The sequence below is a fragment of the Nonomuraea sp. NPDC050663 genome, from assembly GCF_044456985.1.
Taxonomy (GTDB): Bacteria; Actinomycetota; Actinomycetes; order Streptosporangiales; family Streptosporangiaceae; genus Nonomuraea.
In genome coordinates this window covers 66,123-83,317 of record NZ_JBITGL010000004.1, presented here as the reverse complement: position 1 = coordinate 83,317, position 17,195 = coordinate 66,123, and the positions used below count along the sequence as shown (strand labels likewise).

General features: G+C 70.4%; 20 protein-coding genes. 11 read left to right on the top strand and 9 right to left on the bottom strand.

Annotated features, from left to right (window positions below):
• Positions 1-9 precede the first annotated feature (9 nt).
• Entirely contained in the window at positions 10-999 is a 990-nt protein-coding gene (locus ACIBH1_RS13625; RefSeq protein WP_397314025.1) for a mechanosensitive ion channel family protein, read from the bottom strand.
• A 918-nt stretch (positions 1,000-1,917) separates the two neighbouring features.
• On the opposite strand from ACIBH1_RS13625, the gene ACIBH1_RS13620 reads away from it, so the two are divergent.
• Entirely contained in the window at positions 1,918-3,474 is a 1,557-nt protein-coding gene (locus tag ACIBH1_RS13620; RefSeq protein ID WP_397314024.1) for an XRE family transcriptional regulator, read from the top strand.
• Positions 3,471-3,947 (top strand): GNAT family N-acetyltransferase, encoded by a 477-nt coding sequence (locus ACIBH1_RS13615; protein WP_397314023.1) that lies wholly within the window; start codon positions 3,471-3,473, stop codon positions 3,945-3,947. Before ACIBH1_RS13620 ends, ACIBH1_RS13615 begins: the two co-directional genes overlap by 4 nt.
• Here ACIBH1_RS13615 and ACIBH1_RS13610 read toward each other — a convergent pair.
• Positions 3,925-4,839, bottom strand: coding sequence for an inositol-3-phosphate synthase (locus ACIBH1_RS13610; protein ID WP_397314022.1), 915 nt, complete (start codon positions 4,837-4,839; stop codon positions 3,925-3,927). The genes ACIBH1_RS13615 and ACIBH1_RS13610 overlap by 23 nt on opposite strands.
• 16 nt (positions 4,840-4,855) lie before the next feature.
• Between ACIBH1_RS13610 and ACIBH1_RS13605 the strand changes: the two genes are divergently transcribed.
• The 4 genes from ACIBH1_RS13605 (at position 4,856) to ACIBH1_RS13590 (ending at position 9,127) form a co-directional block, all read left to right on the top strand.
• Entirely contained in the window at positions 4,856-5,371 is a 516-nt protein-coding gene (locus ACIBH1_RS13605) for a DinB family protein (RefSeq protein ID WP_397314021.1), read from the top strand.
• Between the two features lie 142 nt (positions 5,372-5,513).
• The gene (locus tag ACIBH1_RS13600) at positions 5,514-6,818 is read left to right on the top strand and encodes a DMT family transporter (protein WP_397314020.1); all 1,305 of its coding nucleotides are present in this window, start codon (positions 5,514-5,516) and stop codon (positions 6,816-6,818) included.
• Positions 6,819-7,019: 201 nt separating this feature from the next.
• On the top strand, positions 7,020-8,681 hold the full coding sequence (locus tag ACIBH1_RS13595) for a tetratricopeptide repeat protein (protein ID WP_397314019.1): 1,662 nt from the start codon (positions 7,020-7,022) through the stop codon (positions 8,679-8,681).
• Complete coding sequence (locus tag ACIBH1_RS13590; RefSeq protein ID WP_397314018.1) at positions 8,678-9,127, top strand: hypothetical protein; 450 nt, start codon at positions 8,678-8,680, stop codon at positions 9,125-9,127. Before ACIBH1_RS13595 ends, ACIBH1_RS13590 begins: the two co-directional genes overlap by 4 nt.
• A gap of 13 nt (positions 9,128-9,140) precedes the next feature.
• Here ACIBH1_RS13590 and ACIBH1_RS13585 read toward each other — a convergent pair whose 3' ends face one another.
• A complete protein-coding gene (locus ACIBH1_RS13585; protein WP_397314017.1) occupies positions 9,141-10,253 on the bottom strand; it encodes a winged helix DNA-binding domain-containing protein in 1,113 nt (370 codons plus the stop codon).
• An 82-nt stretch (positions 10,254-10,335) separates the two neighbouring features.
• Here ACIBH1_RS13585 and ACIBH1_RS13580 point away from each other — a divergent pair, with 82 nt between their 5' ends.
• The gene (locus tag ACIBH1_RS13580) at positions 10,336-11,076 is read left to right on the top strand and encodes a hypothetical protein (protein WP_397314016.1); all 741 of its coding nucleotides are present in this window, start codon (positions 10,336-10,338) and stop codon (positions 11,074-11,076) included.
• 91 nt (positions 11,077-11,167) lie between these two features.
• Here ACIBH1_RS13580 and ACIBH1_RS13575 read toward each other — a convergent pair whose 3' ends face one another.
• Both ACIBH1_RS13575 and ACIBH1_RS13570 read right to left on the bottom strand, forming a co-directional pair.
• A complete protein-coding gene (locus ACIBH1_RS13575; RefSeq protein WP_397314015.1) occupies positions 11,168-11,404 on the bottom strand; it encodes a DUF397 domain-containing protein in 237 nt (78 codons plus the stop codon).
• A complete protein-coding gene (locus ACIBH1_RS13570) occupies positions 11,401-12,219 on the bottom strand; it encodes a Scr1 family TA system antitoxin-like transcriptional regulator (protein WP_397314014.1) in 819 nt (272 codons plus the stop codon). Before ACIBH1_RS13570 ends, ACIBH1_RS13575 begins: the two co-directional genes overlap by 4 nt.
• A 150-nt stretch (positions 12,220-12,369) precedes the next feature.
• Between ACIBH1_RS13570 and ACIBH1_RS13565 the strand changes: the two genes are divergently transcribed.
• Positions 12,370-12,666 (top strand): hypothetical protein, encoded by a 297-nt coding sequence (locus ACIBH1_RS13565; RefSeq protein ID WP_397314013.1) that lies wholly within the window; start codon positions 12,370-12,372, stop codon positions 12,664-12,666.
• A gap of 27 nt (positions 12,667-12,693) precedes the next feature.
• On the opposite strand, the gene ACIBH1_RS13560 is transcribed toward ACIBH1_RS13565, so the two are convergent.
• Complete coding sequence (locus ACIBH1_RS13560; protein ID WP_397314012.1) at positions 12,694-13,041, bottom strand: ArsR/SmtB family transcription factor; 348 nt, start codon at positions 13,039-13,041, stop codon at positions 12,694-12,696.
• A 31-nt stretch (positions 13,042-13,072) separates the two neighbouring features.
• Between ACIBH1_RS13560 and ACIBH1_RS13555 the strand changes: the two genes are divergently transcribed.
• The 3 genes from ACIBH1_RS13555 to ACIBH1_RS13545 are packed head-to-tail and all read left to right on the top strand — an operon-like array spanning position 13,073 to position 15,056.
• Positions 13,073-13,960, top strand: coding sequence for a TIGR03620 family F420-dependent LLM class oxidoreductase (locus tag ACIBH1_RS13555; protein ID WP_397314011.1), 888 nt, complete (start codon positions 13,073-13,075; stop codon positions 13,958-13,960).
• Between the two features lie 40 nt (positions 13,961-14,000).
• Entirely contained in the window at positions 14,001-14,528 is a 528-nt protein-coding gene (locus tag ACIBH1_RS13550; RefSeq protein WP_397314010.1) for a GNAT family N-acetyltransferase, read from the top strand.
• A 3-nt stretch (positions 14,529-14,531) separates the two neighbouring features.
• On the top strand, positions 14,532-15,056 hold the full coding sequence (locus ACIBH1_RS13545; protein WP_397314009.1) for a nucleotidyltransferase domain-containing protein: 525 nt from the start codon (positions 14,532-14,534) through the stop codon (positions 15,054-15,056).
• Here ACIBH1_RS13545 and ACIBH1_RS13540 read toward each other — a convergent pair.
• From ACIBH1_RS13540 to ACIBH1_RS13530, 3 genes are read right to left on the bottom strand one after another with little or no spacing between them, the layout of a single operon-like run.
• Complete coding sequence (locus ACIBH1_RS13540; protein WP_397314008.1) at positions 15,029-15,547, bottom strand: hypothetical protein; 519 nt, start codon at positions 15,545-15,547, stop codon at positions 15,029-15,031. The genes ACIBH1_RS13545 and ACIBH1_RS13540 overlap by 28 nt on opposite strands.
• A gap of 9 nt (positions 15,548-15,556) precedes the next feature.
• Complete coding sequence (locus ACIBH1_RS13535; RefSeq protein ID WP_181612272.1) at positions 15,557-16,189, bottom strand: DUF47 family protein; 633 nt, start codon at positions 16,187-16,189, stop codon at positions 15,557-15,559.
• Positions 16,186-17,124 (bottom strand): anion permease, encoded by a 939-nt coding sequence (locus ACIBH1_RS13530; RefSeq protein ID WP_397314007.1) that lies wholly within the window; start codon positions 17,122-17,124, stop codon positions 16,186-16,188. The genes ACIBH1_RS13535 and ACIBH1_RS13530 overlap by 4 nt, the downstream gene beginning before the upstream one ends.
• Positions 17,125-17,195: the final 71 nt, after the last annotated feature.

Genomic DNA, 17,195 nt, shown 5'->3' with positions numbered 1-17,195 from the left:
TTCCAATGCCTAGGCGGCCAGGGCTATTCCCGCCTCGTCCAGGGCGGACTTTACCCGCAGGCGCAACTCCCGGGCGACCGCCGCCTGCTGGGCGGGGAGGGTCTTCACCGAGATGCGGAAGACGAGGGAACTGTCGGACATCTGCTCGACGCCGAAGACATCGGGCTTGTCGACGATGACCTTCTCCCGGTAGTCGCCGTCGTCCCACAGCTCGTCAGCCACCCGCGCGAGCAGCGTCCTGACCGCCGCGAGGTCGGTGTCGTAGGCCACCGGAACGTCCAAATAGGCGCGGGACCAGCCCTGGGACTCGTTGCCCACGCGCGTGATCGTGCCGTTGCGCACGTACCAGACCCGTCCGTCCGCGTCACGCAGCCGGGTGACCCGGAGGGTGACCGCCTCGACCGTGCCGATCGCCGCGCCCACGTCGACCACGTCGCCCACGCCGTACTGGTCCTCCAGCAGCATGAACATGCCGGCGATGAAGTCCTTGACCAGTTCCTGCGCGCCGAAGCCGAGCGCTACGCCGACGATGCCGACGCTGGTGAGCAGGGGAGCGATGGGGATGGTCAGCTTCTCCAGCACGGTCAGGACCGCGGTGCCGAAGATGACGATCGTGCCCACGTGCCGCAGGACGGAGCCGATGGTCTCCGCGCGCTGCTTGCGCCGCTCGTGCATCAGGGCGTCGATGCCGTCGGTGACCGCCGCGGTCTTGCGCCACCGCCCAGTCAGGGGGCTGGCCGCCGCACGGGTGATCACCCGGTTGATGAGCCGGTGCACCACGTTGCGGATCAGCAGCGCGATGATCACGATCACGGCGATCGTGATGGTCGTGGCCACCAGGGGCGCCCACCCCGCGCGGGGGAGCAGATCGGTGAAGGCCGAGCAGATGGGATCGCCGGTGCAGGCCACAGTCATCTCGTTGACGACCTTGTCGGGATCGACCAAGCCGCCCGTGGGCGTCGGAGAGGGCGTTGGCGTGGGAGTCGCCAGGACGAGCACGGGCAAGATCCTTCCGGAAGCGGTTCGGTCGGCAGATGTACGGAATTACGACCATACAGACTCTGCCGACCGAACCGGCCGCCGTCACATCACGCCGGGGAAGACGGGGTCGCGAGGGCCCTGGGCCGCGGAGGGAGGGCCCGTCACGCTCCGGTGACGTACGGCTCGGCCGCGACACGCACCCGGAAGCGTGTCCCGTGCCGTTTCCGTTCGGGATCCTCTGCGGATCCCCGCTTGCGAAGTTGGCGGGGAGCCGGCGAGCCGACCAGAATCCAAGGGGGGATTCTCCGCACCGGTCAGCTCGCCGGCTCCGTGAGGCCGCTGTGGGTGCGGTGAGCCGTGGTGGCTGCGCTCCACCAGGTTCACCGCCACGTCACTCGCCCACGGCGGCTAGCACTCGGGCGACTTTCGTCGCTGCTCCTGCTGGATCATCGGCCTGGTGCATCCGCTCGCCCCAGGACCAGCAGTACCACCAGTCGGACAGCTCTGGCTTGGAAGCCTGCCGGCAGGTGACACTCTCGGTCAGGCTTGTCGCGTTTGGATTGATCACCCGTACGAACGCCCGGCCGGATTGGGACCTGACCACTCGTGCGAGCAATCCCCGAGCACCGAGTTCTGACACCAAGCGCTCCAGGTGCCCGAGGTTGTCGTCACCCACCTCGTTTCCTCCCCACTGCTTGAATCCTTGCTGGTGGGCTCAATGTGACTGAAGAATCTGAGTGACGCAACGAGTACAACCTGCACACGAGGAGTCCCCTTCTCCCTCGTGGGTTGTAAGAAACAGTCCGCGGGAGGACGATCCTTAACCGTAGGCTGGGCGTAGGCGTTTTCAACCTGTCCTCAATGGTCCATAGTGCTTCTATAGGCGCACCGCAACACAATCGCTACGTTGCGTCAACGTGTGGAAGGGGCCGGTGAATGTCCGGCAGGCAGCACAGGGAGACCGAGATCGCCCGGCGGATCCGAGCCAAGGGTCTGGCCGCCGGTCGCTCGTCGGCCCAGACCGCTGACGAGATCTACGAGACGTGCAACCCGCAGTTCGGCACGACCAAGATCAAGGCTCACCGTCTCTCGTACGGCATCGCGCTGGCCGATGTCATCGAGCAGGTTCGCGCGCTCTTCGAGCGTGACGAGAAGCCCGTCCCCGGCATCGGCGAGACGTTGTTGTCGGCCTACGAGAGCGGCCTGAAGCGCCCCGGGCCCGAATACCTCCACTACCTGTGCACCGTCTACCGGGTCGAGCCCGGCGCGCTCGGCTACGACGGGCCCTGCATCTGCGGTCACGGCCACCGCATGCCGGGGGTGGTGCGCGGCGAGCTGCCGCCTGCTGATCACCGCGCCTCGTCGCTCAGCATGAGCATGCGGGGCGATCTGCTGATCCCGCCGAACGCCAACTCGATGCCGAACGAGGAGTCCGACGAGGACGAGAACATCCTTCGGCGGACGTTGTTACAGCTTCTGGCCAACAATCCCAAGACCCAGCTCGACGGGCCGGTCCTGGGTGCCGCCGAGGGCGTCCGGCGGCGCATGGACGAGACGCTGGTGACCGCCACGGTCTCGCCGGCGATGCTCGACCAGTGGGAGGAGGCGACGCTGAGCTTCGGCCGGCAGTACACCAGCACGCCTCCGCTGCGCCTGCTCTGCGACGTGCTGCTGGAGCTGAGCGCGGTGCGCAACGCCATGACCAAGCGCCAGCCGGTCGACCTGCAGGAGCGGTTGTGCCGGATGGCCGCCCAGCTGTCGGGGCTGAGCGGCATGATCATGATCAACCTGGGCGACCACCGCCAGGCACGCTCGTTCTTCCGCACCGGCCGCCTGGCCGCCGACGAGACCGGCGACCGGGCGCTTCGCGCGTGGGTGACCGCCCGCGAGGCTCTGGTCCCGCTCTACTACGGCGACGCCCGCGAGGCGCTCAACCTGGCCAAGAAGAGCCGCGACCTGGCCGGCCAGACTCCCTGCGCCGCGCAGGCGATGGCGCCGGTCGTCGAGGCCAGGGCGCTGGCCATGCTGTCGGGCAGCGACAGCAAGAAGGAAGTGGTCGACCAGGCCAAGCGGGCGCTGGCCCGCGCGCGGTCGGCCTTCTCCCACATGAAGACGCAGGAACAGCACGACGTGGCCTTCGGCTACACCGAGAAGCAGCTGTACTTCTACCAGGGCGACGTGCTCACCAAGCTGGGCCAGACCCTGGAGGCCGACGTCGTGCTGGAGCAGGCGCTCGACAAGTACTCCGACCACATTCTCGACCAGACGCTCATCCGGCTCGACCGCGCCCACTGCCGGCTCATCGACGGCGATCCCGAAGAGGCTCTCAAGCTCGGTATCGCCGCACTGGAGCAGCTGACCCCGGAATACAAGACCGACTTCATCATCCGTCCGGCCACCGAGCTGGAGCGCGCCCTGGTCAAGGCCGGGCACGGCGACCGTCCGGAGATGGCGGCCTACCGGCAGCAGCTGCGGTCAGGGGGTGATGAATGAAGATCCGGCGTTATCGCTGGTCCGATCTCGACACGGTTCTCGCTCTGCATCAGGTCTGCCTGGCTGAGGTCGGGCTCTTCCCCGGTGACGGCGTCTACTACGACGACGACTTCCCGCTCATCCACCGGATCTACATCGCCGCGGGCGGTGACTTCCTGGTCGGTGAGCTCGACCGGCGGGTGGTCGCCATGGGCGGCCTGAAGCCGGTCGACGAGGGCGTGGCCGAGTTGTGCAGGCTACGGGTGCATCCGGAGTTCCAGCGCCGCGGCCTGGGCTCGGCGATGTTGCTGGCGCTGGAGAGCAGGGCGGTCGAGCTCGGCTTCCACAGCGTGCGAGGCGACACCACGCTCAACCAGCATGCCGCGCTCACGCTGTACGAGCGCAGCGGGTGGCGGGAGATCGAGCGGCGCCAGGTGGGCGAGCTGGTCGTTATCTATGGCGAGAAGCGGCTCAGGGCGCCGGTGCCTTCATGAGGTGAGCGCCCATCGGCCCTCCCCGTCCCTCCGCCATGGCCGCTCCGGCGAGCCGTACGGCTTCCAGCACGTTGCCCGCCGCGCTCGGCGAGTCCTCGACGACCATCTTCAGCTCGATCTCCACCGGGCTGCCCCCGAAGGCCTCGCCCTCCAGCCGGATGAACGCCACCTTCCTGTCCTCCAGGAACGGCACGTAGGAGGCGCCCACGTGGGTCTTGGCGCCCGCTCCCGCCGCCTTGGAGGCCTTCTTGCCCGCCATGCGTGACGGGTCCTCCAGGTTGAGGAAGTCCATGTTGCCGCCGGCCAGCAGCTGGTAGCTGTCGCCGAGCCGTACCCCGTTGGCGGTCAGCGCGTCGACCAGCGCCCGCTGGACGAGCGTGGCGCCGAAGGAGCTTTTCAGGTCGTCGCCGATGAGCGGCAGGCCCGCTTCGGTGAAACGCCGCGCCCAAAAGGGCGAGCGAGCGATGACGGCGGGCATGCAGTTGACGTAGGCGCACCCGGCCCGCAGGGCGGCCTCCGCGTAGAGCTCCGCGCCGCGCTGGCTGCCCGAGGGCAGGAAGTTGACCAGGACCCCGGTGCCGGTGTCGCGCAGCCGCTCCACGACGGCCTCCAGCGTGTCCTCGCGCACGGGCACGTGGGTGGCCGATCCGTCGCCCAGGCCGTCGGCCAGCGGCCCGGCGCTCACCTCGACGCCGAGCGCGGGCACCTCGCGGAAGCGCCGCGCGTTGTTCGGCGGCACCCAGATCGCCTCGGCCAGGTCGCGCCCGACCTTGCCCGCGTGCACGTCGAAGGCCGAGGTGAAGCGCACGTCGCCGATCTCGTGGTGGAGGACGCCCTGCACCAGGGAGGAAGCGCAGTTGCCGATGCCCACGATGCCCACGTTTGTCACCATGGGGGAAAATCTTAGGATGACCTGGACCGCACCCGAAGTCACCCGTCCCCAAGGCTCCCTGGCCGCGCCCGAGCGTGAGCTGCTGCAGGGGCTGCTGAACTGGCACCGCACCACCCTGCTCCACAAGTGTTCGGGGCTGACGGGCAAGCAACTGGCCGAGCGCTCGGTGCCGCCGTCGGGCATGTCGCTCCTCGGGCTGCTGCGCCACCTGACCGATGTGGAACGGATCTGGTTCAGGCGCCGCTTCCTGGGCGAGGACATCCCGTTCGCCCACAAGAAGGACGACAACTGGGACGCCGACTACCAGGAGACCGACCCGGACCAGGCCGAGGCCGACTACGCAGGGTTGCTCGAGGAGTGGCGGGTCTGCGACGCGGCGGTCGCCGGCGCCGATCTGGACGACACGTTCCAGGTGGGGGAGAACGTTTCCTCACTGAGGTTCATTTACATTCACCTGATCGGTGAATATGCACGCCATAACGGACATGCTGACCTTTTGCGTGAAAGAGTGGATGGAACTGTGGGGGCGTGACCAAAATCGGCACGCGCGCGGAGGCGGTGGGATGGCTAAGCGTTTCCTCTGAGTGAGGCCCTTCACTCTGAGTGGTAGAGGATCCTTCCGCACTGCAGGTAGTGAAGCGTCGGCTGCGAATTGTGAGTGCAATGCTTTCCCCATGGCAGTCGTGCCCGCTCCCAGACCCTCCACGGGAGCTGTCCTTCTGTTGTTCGTCAGCGCCGCCTGGGGGTCGGCCTTCCCGCTGATGGACGATCTCATCAACCGCTTACCTTTTCAGGATCTGCTGGCCGAGCGTTACCTTCTGGCGGCGCTCACGCTCTTCCTGATCCGGCCGAGCAGTCTGCGGGGGCTTTCGCGGAGCACCTGGATCCAGGGGGCGCTGCTGGGGCTCATGTTCGGGGTGGGACAGAACGCCCAGGCCTGGGGCCTGCACGGACTGTCCTCCTCGGTGTCCGGTTTCGCCGTCGGGTGCAACGTGATCTTCACGCCGCTGCTCGGCATGATCCTGTTCAAGGTGCACGTCTCGCGCCGCATCTGGCTGGCCGTCGCGCTGGCCCTCGCGGGACTGACCAGCTTCACCCTCATCGGTGCCGAGAGCGGCAAGCTCTACCCGGTCGCCCTGGGCGCGACGATCGCGGCCGCGATCCTCTACGCCGCCCACACCCTGCTCCTGGGGCGTATGTCGGTCAAGAAGCGGCAGGGCTTCAACGCCTACGCCGTCAGCGTCATCCAGCTCGCCGTCATCGGCCTGCTCAGCGGCGCCCTGGCCCTGCCCGACGGCATCCAGACGCCCGATCGGCCCGGCGACTGGCTGATCCTGGCCCACCTGTCCGTCGTCTCGTGCGCGCTCGGCTTCCTGGCCAGGTCGTACGGCCAGCGCCACGTTCCCGCGGTGCCCGCCGCGATACTGATGTCGTCGCAGCCGCTGTGGGTGGCGGCCATCTCGGTGCTCTGGTTCGGCGAGCACATCGACGGCCCGCTGGTCCTCGGGGGCGGTCTCACCGCCGCCGCGATGGTGCTGGCCGTCTCCGCCAGGCAGGAACCGCCACGTCCACCCGGATACCGCCGTCCCATCGGGCCGCAACCGCCGCCGACGCAGGGCAAGGGGCTCGACCCCAACCTGCTGGCCTCGGCGCTGCGCGCCCGTGCCGTCCTGGCCGAGCTGCGGCGCCGGCGTGAAGACCCGATCCGCCTGGGCGAGCCCGAGCCGGTGCACTCCCACACGCTGGTGGCCTGCGCCAACGTCGAGGGCTGCCCGTGGCAGGCGGTCAACAGCGTGAGCGGCCAGGAGCCCAGCCTCGACCGGCTGATCGCCCGTGCCTCGTCCGTGGTGCGTAGCCAGCATCCCGACACGCCTGATTGCTGCCGGTCCGTAACGCTGGTCGGCACCTGTCTGTGCCAGGTCTCGCGGCAGTCCCCGGCGAACAGGTCGCTGTCCTTCGTGTGGCCTCCCGTCTCCTGAGTCACGGATATCGGCTTCCAGAACTCCCGGGTTTTTCGCTACCTCTATCGGACTTATTTCGCATGGATCTTGATATTCGTAGAAATGTCCGAATAATGGAGGTCTCAGCCACGAGTGCGAGAGGTGCGGGATGAAGAGAATCCTCGTCCGCAAACCCGGAACCGCGAAACTCACCGGAACCGCCAGCGTCATCCACAAGGGGTGATCGAACAGCATCGGTGGGTCGAGGGCGCGCCACCTGCTCGTTGGGAACCGCTTCCCCTGCTCCTCCCGCCGATCGACGGGCACCGGGCTCTGCGCGGCCCCTACACCGTCGCGTCGGCGTTGCTGGACCACCTGGTCCCGCGGGCATTGGAACGTTCCCCGGAGCTGGTGGCGCGCCACGACATCGAGATCCGGGCGGCAGCACCCGGCCTGCGTGACCGGGTACCCGCGATCCGGCAGACCATCGATGCCGATCTGCCCGACGACGAGCGCATCCTCGTGCCGGCCCCCCGTCGCACCCTCCGGCTCGCCAACGGCCTGGCCGAATTCGTCCGCGCGGCCGTCACGCCCGGATCCGTGCTGGCCGTCCACAACGCCGCCGGGGCCGACCCCACCGACACCGAACTGCTCGCCGTCCTGGCACGGCGCATCCCGCCCGAGACGCTGGCCGTACAGGTCTGGACGCAGGGCCCGCCCGCGCCACGGGACTCGCGGACCGCCGCCGAGCTCTGGCAGGCGGTCGACCACTGCACCAGGGAGGGTTTCCTGCACGCCGTGGCCGAGCTGGGCGAGCGAGGGCTGGCCAGGTCCGAGCCCGGCGGCCGGCTGTGGTGGAACCTGGCCCAGCGCACCGCGACCGCGCTCGGCGGGCTCGGGCGCCGCGAGCAGGCCGCCGAGTTGTGGGAGCGGGTGCGCCGCACCAGCCAGGACCCGGCGATGCACGCCGCGAGCGCGTACGGCCTGGCGATGCTCGACGCCCGCGACCCCGATCCGCGGCGCAGAGACCTGGGCAGGGCCAGGGGCTGGCTGAACGAGGCGATCGCCGTCTCCACCCTGCTGCCCGACCCCGCCGAGCGGGCCTTCAAGCTCGGCTTCGACCGCAACGGCCTGGCGCTGGTCGAATTCCGCGAAGGACGCCTCGACAGGGCGCTCGACCTGGTCAACTCCGCCCTCGACCTGGCGGCCACGCTCGCCGGGCGCCACCCCGTGCACCGCATGGTGCTGCTGGCCAACCGCGCCCAGCTCCTGGCGGCGCAGGGGCACACCAAGGAGGCGCTCGACGACTACGGCGCCGCCATCGCCGTTGACCCCGCCTTCCCCGACCACTACGTCGACCGCGGCAACCTGTGGCTCAAGCTCGGCCGCCCCGAGGAGGCGCTGGCCGACTACGAGAGCGCGCTGCGGACGAGCCCGCCGCTTCCCGAGGCGTACTACAACCGCGCCGAGGCGCGGATCGCGCTCGACGACCTCGACGCGGCCCTCGACGACCTGGCCCACGTCATCGAGCTCGACCCGGGTTACACCGACGCCTACGTCAACCTGGCCGGCCTGCTGGCCGGGCTCGAACGCGACGAGGAGGCCCGCGAGACCGTGGTCGCCGGGCTGGCGGCGGCGCCGGGCGACCCGCACCTGCTGGCGGTCCTGGGGCAGGTGGAGACCGCCGCGGGCGACTTCGCCGCCGCCCAGGCCGCCTTCGACCAGGCGATCGAGGCCGCGCCGCGGCTCGCGGAGGCCTGGGCGAACCGGGCGATCCTGCGCTACGAGCAGGGAGACCACGCCGGAGCGGTGGCCGACCTCGACCGGGCGATCGAGATCGACCCACGGGCCGACTTCCGCCAGAACCGCGACGTCGCGCTGCGCGCCATGATGGGGGGATGAGAGTACGGCTGGCGCGGGCGGCGGGCATCCTGGCGCTCTTCGGCGTGTTGTGGTGGCTGGCCAGCCGGTTGACCTGGAGCGCCATCGGGTGCGAGACCTACGGCTGCCTGCCGTACAGCCTGGGCGCCCAGGTGGTGCTGGGCGTGACGCTCGTCGCCGCGGCGGCGGTCGCCCTGGACGCGCTCGCCGTGCGCCCCGGCGGCTGGAGCGCGGTGGTGGCGGCCATCGCCCTGCTGCTCGTGCGGGCGGCCGGCGTGGTCCTGCCGGGAACGCCGCGGCCGCTGATGGAGCTGATCGGCACGAGCGTGGCCTTCGCGGGGGCCGGGGCGGTGGGCGCGTTCGTCACCGCGAGGCAGGTCAGGCCGATCTGGCGGGTCCTGGCGATGCTGGCGGTGGTCGCCATGCCCCCGATGGTGTTCGCGACGGCCGCGAGCCTCCAGGGGTGACGGACCCGCGCGTCTAGGCGTGACTGCCCGAGGTGACCTTGCCCAGGGTCAGGCTGGGCGCGGCCTCGAGGATCTCGCCGACCCGCAGCACCTGCTCCTCCAGCTCGGCCAGCTGCCGCCGGTCCAGCGGCGTCAGCGCCTCTACGGTGACGTCGAGGCGCTTGCCCGACCGTTTGTGGTGCCACAACCCGGCCACCACGCCGTCGACGACGAGAGTCTGGAAGTTGCCGCGCACCCGCTCGAACGCCGGCCCGGGGTAGAGCAGCTCGCGCGGGAAGTTGCCGACCACGTAGGAGTAGTGGTCGAAGTACGGCAGCAGCCGCACGCCCCGCGCGGGCTCCACGGGGACGCCGGTGTCGCCCGCGGCCACGAAGGCGCGCTCGCCCTCCACCTCGACCTCGGTGAGGTCGAGCCGGGAGAAGATCTCTCGCGCCCACGGCCTGGGCCCGCTCATGAAGTGGGCGAACCGCTCGGGCGTGGCGGGGCCGTAGGCGTTGAGGTACCACAACGCCACCTGTTCCAGCGACTCCCTGGCCGGTGCCGCCTGGGCGCGGGGGCTGGTGTAGGTGACCTTGCGCCCGCGTCCGGCGCCGAAGCTGAGCGCGCCCCGGTGCGCGGCGGTGTGCATGAGGCGCCGCCAGCGGGGCCACTTGGTCTGGAAGGCGTCCATGACCCGCTCGCCCGCGTAGGGACCGGTGCGGCCGACCACCTCGTCGTCGAGCTCGTCGATGGTCAGCTCGGCGTCCTCGAGGGCGTCGCGGATCGCCTCGATGATCGCGTCCTCCTGCTCGGGGGTCATGCGGAGGATCGGCGGCCATGAGACCGTGTTCGGCACCGCCTCCAGCGCGCCCAGCCAGACCGGCAGGTCCTCGGCGGGCAGCAGGTGCACGGTGCCGCGGGGCCCGTAGGTCTTGACCAGGGTGCGGTCGCGCCACAGGGCGTCGCGGACGGTCTGGCGGGTCGCCCCGCGCACGCGCAGCCCGAGGCCGAGCTCGGCGGCCGACATCACCTGGGCATGGGTGCTCGCCAGGTTTCGCACGACGTCGGCCACCGGCAGGTCGCAGGGGTCGGTCAGGTGGTGGCGCGCCAGCCGCCGGGCGCAGACTTCGTTCCAGGTGAGCTTCATAGCTGCACGGTAGTCAACAATGCGGCAGACTTCGTTCCTCAATGCACCGGGGTGCTCCGGCCTTTCGCTACCGTGGTCATCCATGAGTTTCGACGCGATTCTGCGCGCGCTGCCGCCGGGTTCGAGCGTGCAGGCCGCCGGGCGGCTGGCCCACGGCGGCACCGACCCGAGGTCGGTGGCGGTCCGGCTGGGATCGCCGAGGTTGCGCTGCGCGTCGCTGCTCAAGCCGCTCTACGCCTGGACCGCGGAGCGCGGCGGCGGCTGGGCCGCGGCGGCCGAGCCCGCGGTCGTCGACTCCTGCAACGACCACACCAGGACCCTGTGGCTGGGCACCGGACCGAGGGTCGTGCTCGACCGCATCGCCGATCGCACGGGGGTGCGCTGGGCGCCGCCGGCGGAGGAACGTTTCGGCTCGGTGGAGGTGACCGCCGACGAGGTGGTGACCGCCTACTGCGCGCTGGCGGCGGCGGGGTGGTTCGGCGACCGCGACGCGCAGGCGATCGTCACGTGGATGGCCGAGGCCGGCCAGGACTTCGGGGTGCGGAAACTGTTCCCCGGCCAGATCGCGGTCAAGTGCGGCTGGTACGGCGGAGCCGACGAGACCTGGTTGCGCACCCACGCGGTCACGGTCGACCGGCTGCCCGACGGGACGAGCCGGGTGATCTGCGTGCTGACCGCCCTGCCGTACCTGGGGGCGCAGGAGCGCGCGGGATACCGCGCGGCGCTCGACGGCGGCGGGTCGGTGGACGGCGAGCACGAGCGGATCTGCGGGGAAGTCGTGCGCGCGCTGGTCGGGGCGACGATCGCGGAGCTGGGCGGTTAGCTCCGGCGGGGTGGCGCGCCCCCGCCGTTGGAACGGTACAAAGCGTGAAGAAAGTGGCGTCCCCTTCTCAAAGGGGACAAACCCGACTGAATTAGCTCAGGTTGTCGAACTCGCCGTCTTTCATGCCGAGGAGGAAGGCCTCCCACTCGGCCGGCGTGAAGTACAGCCTCGGACCCTCGGGGTCCTTGGAGTCGCGCACCACGAACAGTCGCTCGTGGTCCGCCTTGGTCGTGGCGTGGTCCTCGGGCGCGTCGAGGACGGCCACTTCGACGCAGTCTCCGCCGTTGCTTCCGCTACGACGGGCTTTGCGCCAGTTGAGCTCCTTCATATATTCTCCTCCGCTTTTGCTAGCAAATGTAAACTCGCGTTGACCGGTAATGCGAGGGACCGGATCACGTCGTAACGACGAACAATGGACTCCACGTCCGCCGGCCGATCGGTGACGTACCCCTCCCCCGCCGACTCCAGATAGACCAGGTCCGGCTCGCCGTGCACCTTGGCGATGACGAAGGCGCCGGTGAGGCCGGGAACGGCGGGGCTGTCTCTGGGCACCACCTGGATCGTCACGTTGGGCAGTTGCGTGCTGTCCTGCAGCGCGCGCATCTGCCCGCGCATCGTCTCCGCCGAACCGACGGGCCGATACAACATCCACTCGTCGAGAACCGCCCAGAACATGGGCGGATCGGGCTTGTGCAGGACCGACTGGCGGGTCATCCGCGCCGCGACCGCCTCCTCCGCCTGCTCGGCGGTGGCGCCGGGCTCGCGCTGCAGAACCTCGCGCGCGTAGTCCTCCGTCTGCAGCAGGCCGGGGATCAGCAGGGGCTGCCAGGTCTGCAACGTGCGCGCCGTCTGCTCGATCTCCAGCCACGGGCGGAACCAGGCGGGGTAGACCGCCTGGCGCACCAGCGGCCACAGCCGCGACAGCTCGCCGCCGGTCTCGAGCACCTGGTCGGCCCGCTCGGCGAAGTCGCGCGACGGGGTCCGCCTGGCCAGTTCGACCGCGCACACCAGCGACAGCGAATAGCTCAGCCGGTCGGCCAGCTGCTCCTGCGAGAGCCCGGCGCGCAGCCGATGCTCACGAAGCTCCGCCCCGAAGAACGCCAGCGGGCTGGAGCTCGGGTCGAGTTCGCGTGCAGGGGGCATCGGCGGCTCCGGTTCTACACGGTTCTACAAACGGTGGCGGCACACGCACATCCGGAGTGTGTCCGCGGTTTCGGTACCTAGAGTAGCCACTCAAGTGCATTCTGGTGTCAGCGGAGGGAATCCCGACCAACAGAAGGGCAGGTGGTGCCCATGCGCGCCGACCTCACCGAACGGGTGGAGGGCGAACAGCTCCTGCGACTGACCCTGCTCCAGGACCTGCTGGCCGATCGCGGGGTGCGCGCCATCCTGGTGCGGCATCTGCGGCTGGCGTTGTTCCCGAACAGGTACGACCCGCCGCAGCACGGCGGCCCGACGCTCATCGTCGGGCAGGCCCAGGTCACGGCGGGGACGGTGTTCCAGGTGGACGACGGCCACGGGCGGTCGGCGGACTTCTTCGACGCCGACGAGGCGGCCGGCTACATCAGCTCGTTGGCCGTCAGGTCATGACGAGCACGGCCCGAGTTCGGCTTCGCCTCACGGCTCCTGCAGCACCAGTGCCAGCAGTCCGGGGAAACGTTCGTCGAACTCCGCCGCGCGCAGGCGATTGAGCCGCCTGGCGCCCTCATCGCGCTGCTCCAGCAGGCCGACGTTGCGCAGCACGGAGAAGTGGTGGCTCAGGGTCGACTTGGCGACCGGCAGGTGCGTGAAGGTGCCGCACGGCCGGGTCCAGTCGGGCTGGGAGGCCAGCTCGCGCACGATGCGACGGCGCACGGGATCGCCGAGGGCGTCGAGGGCGGCCTGAAGCGACACCTCGACGGGAGAGGTGTGGTTCAGCGAGCGTGCTCTGTTCGACGGCGGTCGAACATTAGGGTAGTGTTCCATCTCGATCGAACATCCTACCCGAGGAGGCGCCGTGGACATCGGACGGTTCGGAGTGTGGCACCCGCTGTTCAGCCGAGCGCCCGCACGACGGCTGCGCGCCGCGGCCCAGGAGATCGAGTCCCTCGGCTTCGGCACGTTGTGGTTCGGCGAGGCGCCGGGCGGCAAGGAGGCCTTCTCCACCGCCGGCATCCTGCTCGCCGCCACCTCCCGCATCGTCGTCGGCAGCGGCATCGCCAACATCTGGGGCCGCGACGCGACCGCCATGGCCGCCGGGGCCGCGGCCCTCGGCGAGGCCTACCCCGGTCGCTTCTTGCTCGGCGTGGGCGTCAGCCACGCGCCGCTGGTCGCCAGCCGGGGCCACGACTACTCCCGCCCGGTCGCCGCGATGAGCGCCTACCTCGACGGCATGGAGGTGGCCGCGGTCAACCTGCCCGCCGCCGACCCGCCGCCGCCCACGCTGCTGGCGGCGCTGCGCCCGCGCATGCTGGAGCTCGCCCGCGACAAGGCCGACGGCGCGCACCCCTACTTCGTGCCGCCCGAGCACACCGCGCTCGCGCGCAAGACCCTCGGACCCGACCGGCTCCTGGCCCCCGAGCAGGCCTTCGTCCTCGAGAGCGACCCGGCGGCCGCGCGGGCGGTGGCCCGCCGCCACACCACCGGCTACCTGGCCCTGCCCAACTACGCCAACAGCCTGCGCCACCTCGGCTTCTCCGACGACGATCTGGCCGACGGCGGCAGCGACCGGCTGATCGACGCCATCGTCGCCTGGGGCGATCCCGCCATCGTCGCCAGGCGGGTCGCCGCCCACCTCGAAGCCGGAGCCGACCACGTGGCGCTGCAGCCGCTGTCGCCCGAGGGCCCCGACCTCGACGACGCCCTCGCCCAGCTGCGCACCCTGGCTCCCCACCTGCCCCGATAATCGGAGGCGCCCGGGCGGCCGATCCGATAGAACGGCGAGCATGACTGCCGACTTCATCCGCTTCGTGCCCGACGACGCCGACGACCTCGTGGCCTTCCTGACCGGCGAGGAGTGGCCCTTCCACACCGGCGTGCCGCAGGAGGCCGCGGTCCGCTCGCGGATCGTGGCCGGCCACTACGACGACGATGACGAGCGCACCTTCTGGATCGTGGCGGGCGGTGAGCGTGCCGGGCTGGTCAGGCTGCAGGATTTCAGCGATGACACGCCGCTGTTCGACCTGCGGATCCGGGCGGCCCACCGGGGCAAGGGGCTGGGGTCGCAGGCCGTGAGATGGCTGGTGCGCCACCTGTTCGAGTCGCGGCCCGAGATCCGGCGCATCGAGGGCACCACCCGCCACGACAACCTCGCGATGCGGGCCGTCTTCCTGCGCGCGGGATTCGCCAAGGAGGCCCACTACCGCGAGGGCTGGCCGGGGCTCGACGGCAAGGTCTACGACTCCGTCGGCTACGGCATCCTGCGCTCCGACTGGGAGAGAGGCGTCGTCACCCCTCCCGACTGGAACTCCTAGGCCATGATGACGGCCGCCGACGTCCTCGGCTTTCTCGACCTGGTAGCGGGCGCCGGCGCCCGGGTGTGGGTCGACGGCGGATGGGGCGTCGACGCCTGCCTGGGCGCCCAGACCCGGCCGCACGCCGACCTCGACATCGCCATCGAGCGCCGCCACCTCGACGCCGTGACCGGCGCGCTCGCCGCGCTCGGCTATCGTCCGGTGCCGAGGCCAGACACCAGCCCGTGGAACTTCGTCCTGGGCGACGAGCACGGCAGGGCGATCGACTTCCACGTCATCACCTTCGACGCCGACGGCAACGGCGTGCTCGGCCCCGCCGAGAACGGCGACGTCTACCCTGCGGGCTCCCTCACCGGGCGCGGCGAGATCGGCGGCAGGGCGGTCGACTGCGTGACGGCCGAGTGGCTGGTGCGCTTCCACACCGGCTACGAGGCCGACGCCGACGACTGGGCCGACGTCAGGGCGCTGTGCGAGCGGTTCGGCCTGCCGATCCCGGCCGACTACGCCAGGTGGACCCTCGAGAGCTGAGCACGCGAGGTCACGCGGACGAACCTCAGGTGCGCGTGGGCCGGATCGGCGGCCGCCCGCTGAAAACCGTCGCGATACCTCCTGTGGTTGGTCCAGGCCCACCACAGGATCGACTCGTCCCGGCTGAACAGGTAGCGCCACTGCTCGCGATTGCCGTTCCACAACTCGGCCCCGGTCGCCATGCGCCGGAGGGTGCGCCGCAACAGCTGCCACATCACCGTGCGACGGGGCAGGTCGATCCAGATCACCGTGTCCGCCCGCGCCCAGACCAGATCGCGCACCGCCGAGTAGTTGCCGTCGATCACCCACGCGTCGCTCGCGGCGAACTCCTCCACCTCCGCGCGGAACTCCTCGGCGGCGCGAGGCTGCCAGCCGGCCTGATGGAAGATCGAATCAAGCTCGAGCCACGGCACGCCGAGGTGGCCGGCCAGGTTCCTGGAGGCGGTCGACTTGCCCGAACCCGAGTTGCCCACCACGGAGATTCTGCGCACCGCGGAAGGCTAGCGTTTCATCGCGCCGTCGGCGATCGCGTCGGCGGCCTCGCCGATCGCCATGCCGACGATCTCCAGGCGGCGCACCAGCTCCCGTTCCTTCATGGCGTCGGCGGTGAGCTCGCCGGAGAAGATCCGCGAGATCTCGTACTGGTACATGCGCCTGATCACCCCGCCCGCCTTCTTGGCCTCCAGCGCGTCGTGCACCACCGCCGACGGCCGGGAGGCCAGGTCGCGCACGGCGTTCTCCAGGGCGTCGATGCCCACGATGACCTGGTCGAGCAGGGGAGAGAAGCGGATCTGGTCGGGCACCCGGTACAGATGCGATTCGCGCACGAAGTCGCGCAGCGAGTCGAGCACGTCGTCGATCGAGCGCGACAGGCGGAACAGGTCCTCGCGGTCGATCGGGGTGACCAGCGCGTCGCGCAGCTCGTCGACCAGGCGGCGGCGCTCCTCGTCGCCGAGGTGCTCGATGCTGCGCATCTGCTCGTGCGCGCCCGTCCTGCCGACCTCGCCGCCGATCATGGCCATGGCCAGCCAGGCGCCCTCCTTGGTCGCCTCCAGCTGGCCGAGCAAGGCCTCGGTCAGCGCGCTGTCCATGCGCCCGCGCAGCAGGTCGCGAATGCGGCGAAGTCGCTTCACACCAGTACCTCTTTCACGAACGACGCCCCGGCGAAGGCGATCAGCAGGCTCACCGGCAGGGTGAGCGTCCAGGCCGAGACGATCTTCAGGGCGGCGTGCCAGCGCACCCGCCCGCTGCCCTGCGCCACGCCCGCGCCGATGAGCCCGCCCGCGATGGCCTGCGTCATCGACACCGGCATGCCGGCGGCGGCGCACACGATCACCGTGATCCCGGCGCCCAGCTCCGCGGCCACGCCGTGAAGGGGGCGCGAGGCGAGGATCTCGCGCGAGAGGGTACGGCCGGCACGCGGCATGCCGTACAACGCTCCGGCCGCGAACAGCGCGGCGGTCAGCACCGTCACCCACGGGGGCGCGCCGGAGAAGCCCAAGGCGATCATGAAGATGGCGAGCATCTTCTGGCCGTCGTTGGCCGCGTACGCCACGGACTCCAGAAGGAACGCCGCCCGGTGCCAGCGGTGCAGACCCCGGGCGGTGCCGACGGTCAGCAGCCGCAGCGCCGCCCAGGAGGCGACGGCCCCGGCGAACGGCGAGGCGAAGCCGACGGCCAGCACCAGCACCACCCAGCCCACCGAGACCGGCAGCCCCCAGCCGAGCCCCGCGCCGGTCAGCGCGCCCACGATGGCGAGCGTCAGGCTGGTCGGCCGGCCCTGGCGGCTGAGCACCGTCACCACGGTCAGCGCCGACAACACCGCCAGCACCATCGCCTGGCGTCCGCCCTCGCCGTCGAAGCCCGCCAGCTTCGTCACGAACGTCTCCGCCACCCGGTGCGACAACAGCGGCACGACGGCGATGAGCAGCACGATCGTGACGATGCCGGTGGCCGGGCGCACCGACGGCAGCTTCAGCCCCGTCGCCAGCAGCGCGCCGCCGTCGTTCATCCCCGACACGACCGCGAACAGGCATGCGACCAGCACGACGAGGAGCTCTAAGGGCATCTGGGACTCATCCCCGAAAGTCAGGTCGGCAATCTTGATCCAACGGCACGACTGTGGCGAATAGGGAGGAA

Bases quoted from the DNA above. Each gene is read 5' to 3' on its own strand.
- ACIBH1_RS13600 (WP_397314020.1), top strand. From the start codon at position 5,514: ATGGCAGTCGTGCCCGCTCCCAGACCCTCCACGGGAGCTGTCCTTCTG.
- ACIBH1_RS13550 (WP_397314010.1), top strand. From the start codon at position 14,001: ATGACTGCCGACTTCATCCGCTTCGTGCCCGACGACGCCGACGACCTC.
- ACIBH1_RS13580 (WP_397314016.1), top strand. From the start codon at position 10,336: ATGAGTTTCGACGCGATTCTGCGCGCGCTGCCGCCGGGTTCGAGCGTG.
- ACIBH1_RS13590 (WP_397314018.1), top strand. From the start codon at position 8,678: ATGAGAGTACGGCTGGCGCGGGCGGCGGGCATCCTGGCGCTCTTCGGC.
- ACIBH1_RS13545 (WP_397314009.1), top strand. From the start codon at position 14,532: ATGATGACGGCCGCCGACGTCCTCGGCTTTCTCGACCTGGTAGCGGGC.
- ACIBH1_RS13585 (WP_397314017.1), bottom strand. From the start codon at position 10,253: ATGAAGCTCACCTGGAACGAAGTCTGCGCCCGGCGGCTGGCGCGCCAC.
- ACIBH1_RS13620 (WP_397314024.1), top strand. From the start codon at position 1,918: ATGTCCGGCAGGCAGCACAGGGAGACCGAGATCGCCCGGCGGATCCGA.
- ACIBH1_RS13530 (WP_397314007.1), bottom strand. From the start codon at position 17,124: ATGCCCTTAGAGCTCCTCGTCGTGCTGGTCGCATGCCTGTTCGCGGTC.
- ACIBH1_RS13570 (WP_397314014.1), bottom strand. From the start codon at position 12,219: ATGCCCCCTGCACGCGAACTCGACCCGAGCTCCAGCCCGCTGGCGTTC.
- ACIBH1_RS13560 (WP_397314012.1), bottom strand. From the start codon at position 13,041: ATGGAACACTACCCTAATGTTCGACCGCCGTCGAACAGAGCACGCTCG.
- ACIBH1_RS13610 (WP_397314022.1), bottom strand. From the start codon at position 4,839: ATGGTGACAAACGTGGGCATCGTGGGCATCGGCAACTGCGCTTCCTCC.
- ACIBH1_RS13615 (WP_397314023.1), top strand. From the start codon at position 3,471: ATGAAGATCCGGCGTTATCGCTGGTCCGATCTCGACACGGTTCTCGCT.
- ACIBH1_RS13565 (WP_397314013.1), top strand. From the start codon at position 12,370: ATGCGCGCCGACCTCACCGAACGGGTGGAGGGCGAACAGCTCCTGCGA.
- ACIBH1_RS13575 (WP_397314015.1), bottom strand. From the start codon at position 11,404: ATGAAGGAGCTCAACTGGCGCAAAGCCCGTCGTAGCGGAAGCAACGGC.
- ACIBH1_RS13605 (WP_397314021.1), top strand. From the start codon at position 4,856: ATGACCTGGACCGCACCCGAAGTCACCCGTCCCCAAGGCTCCCTGGCC.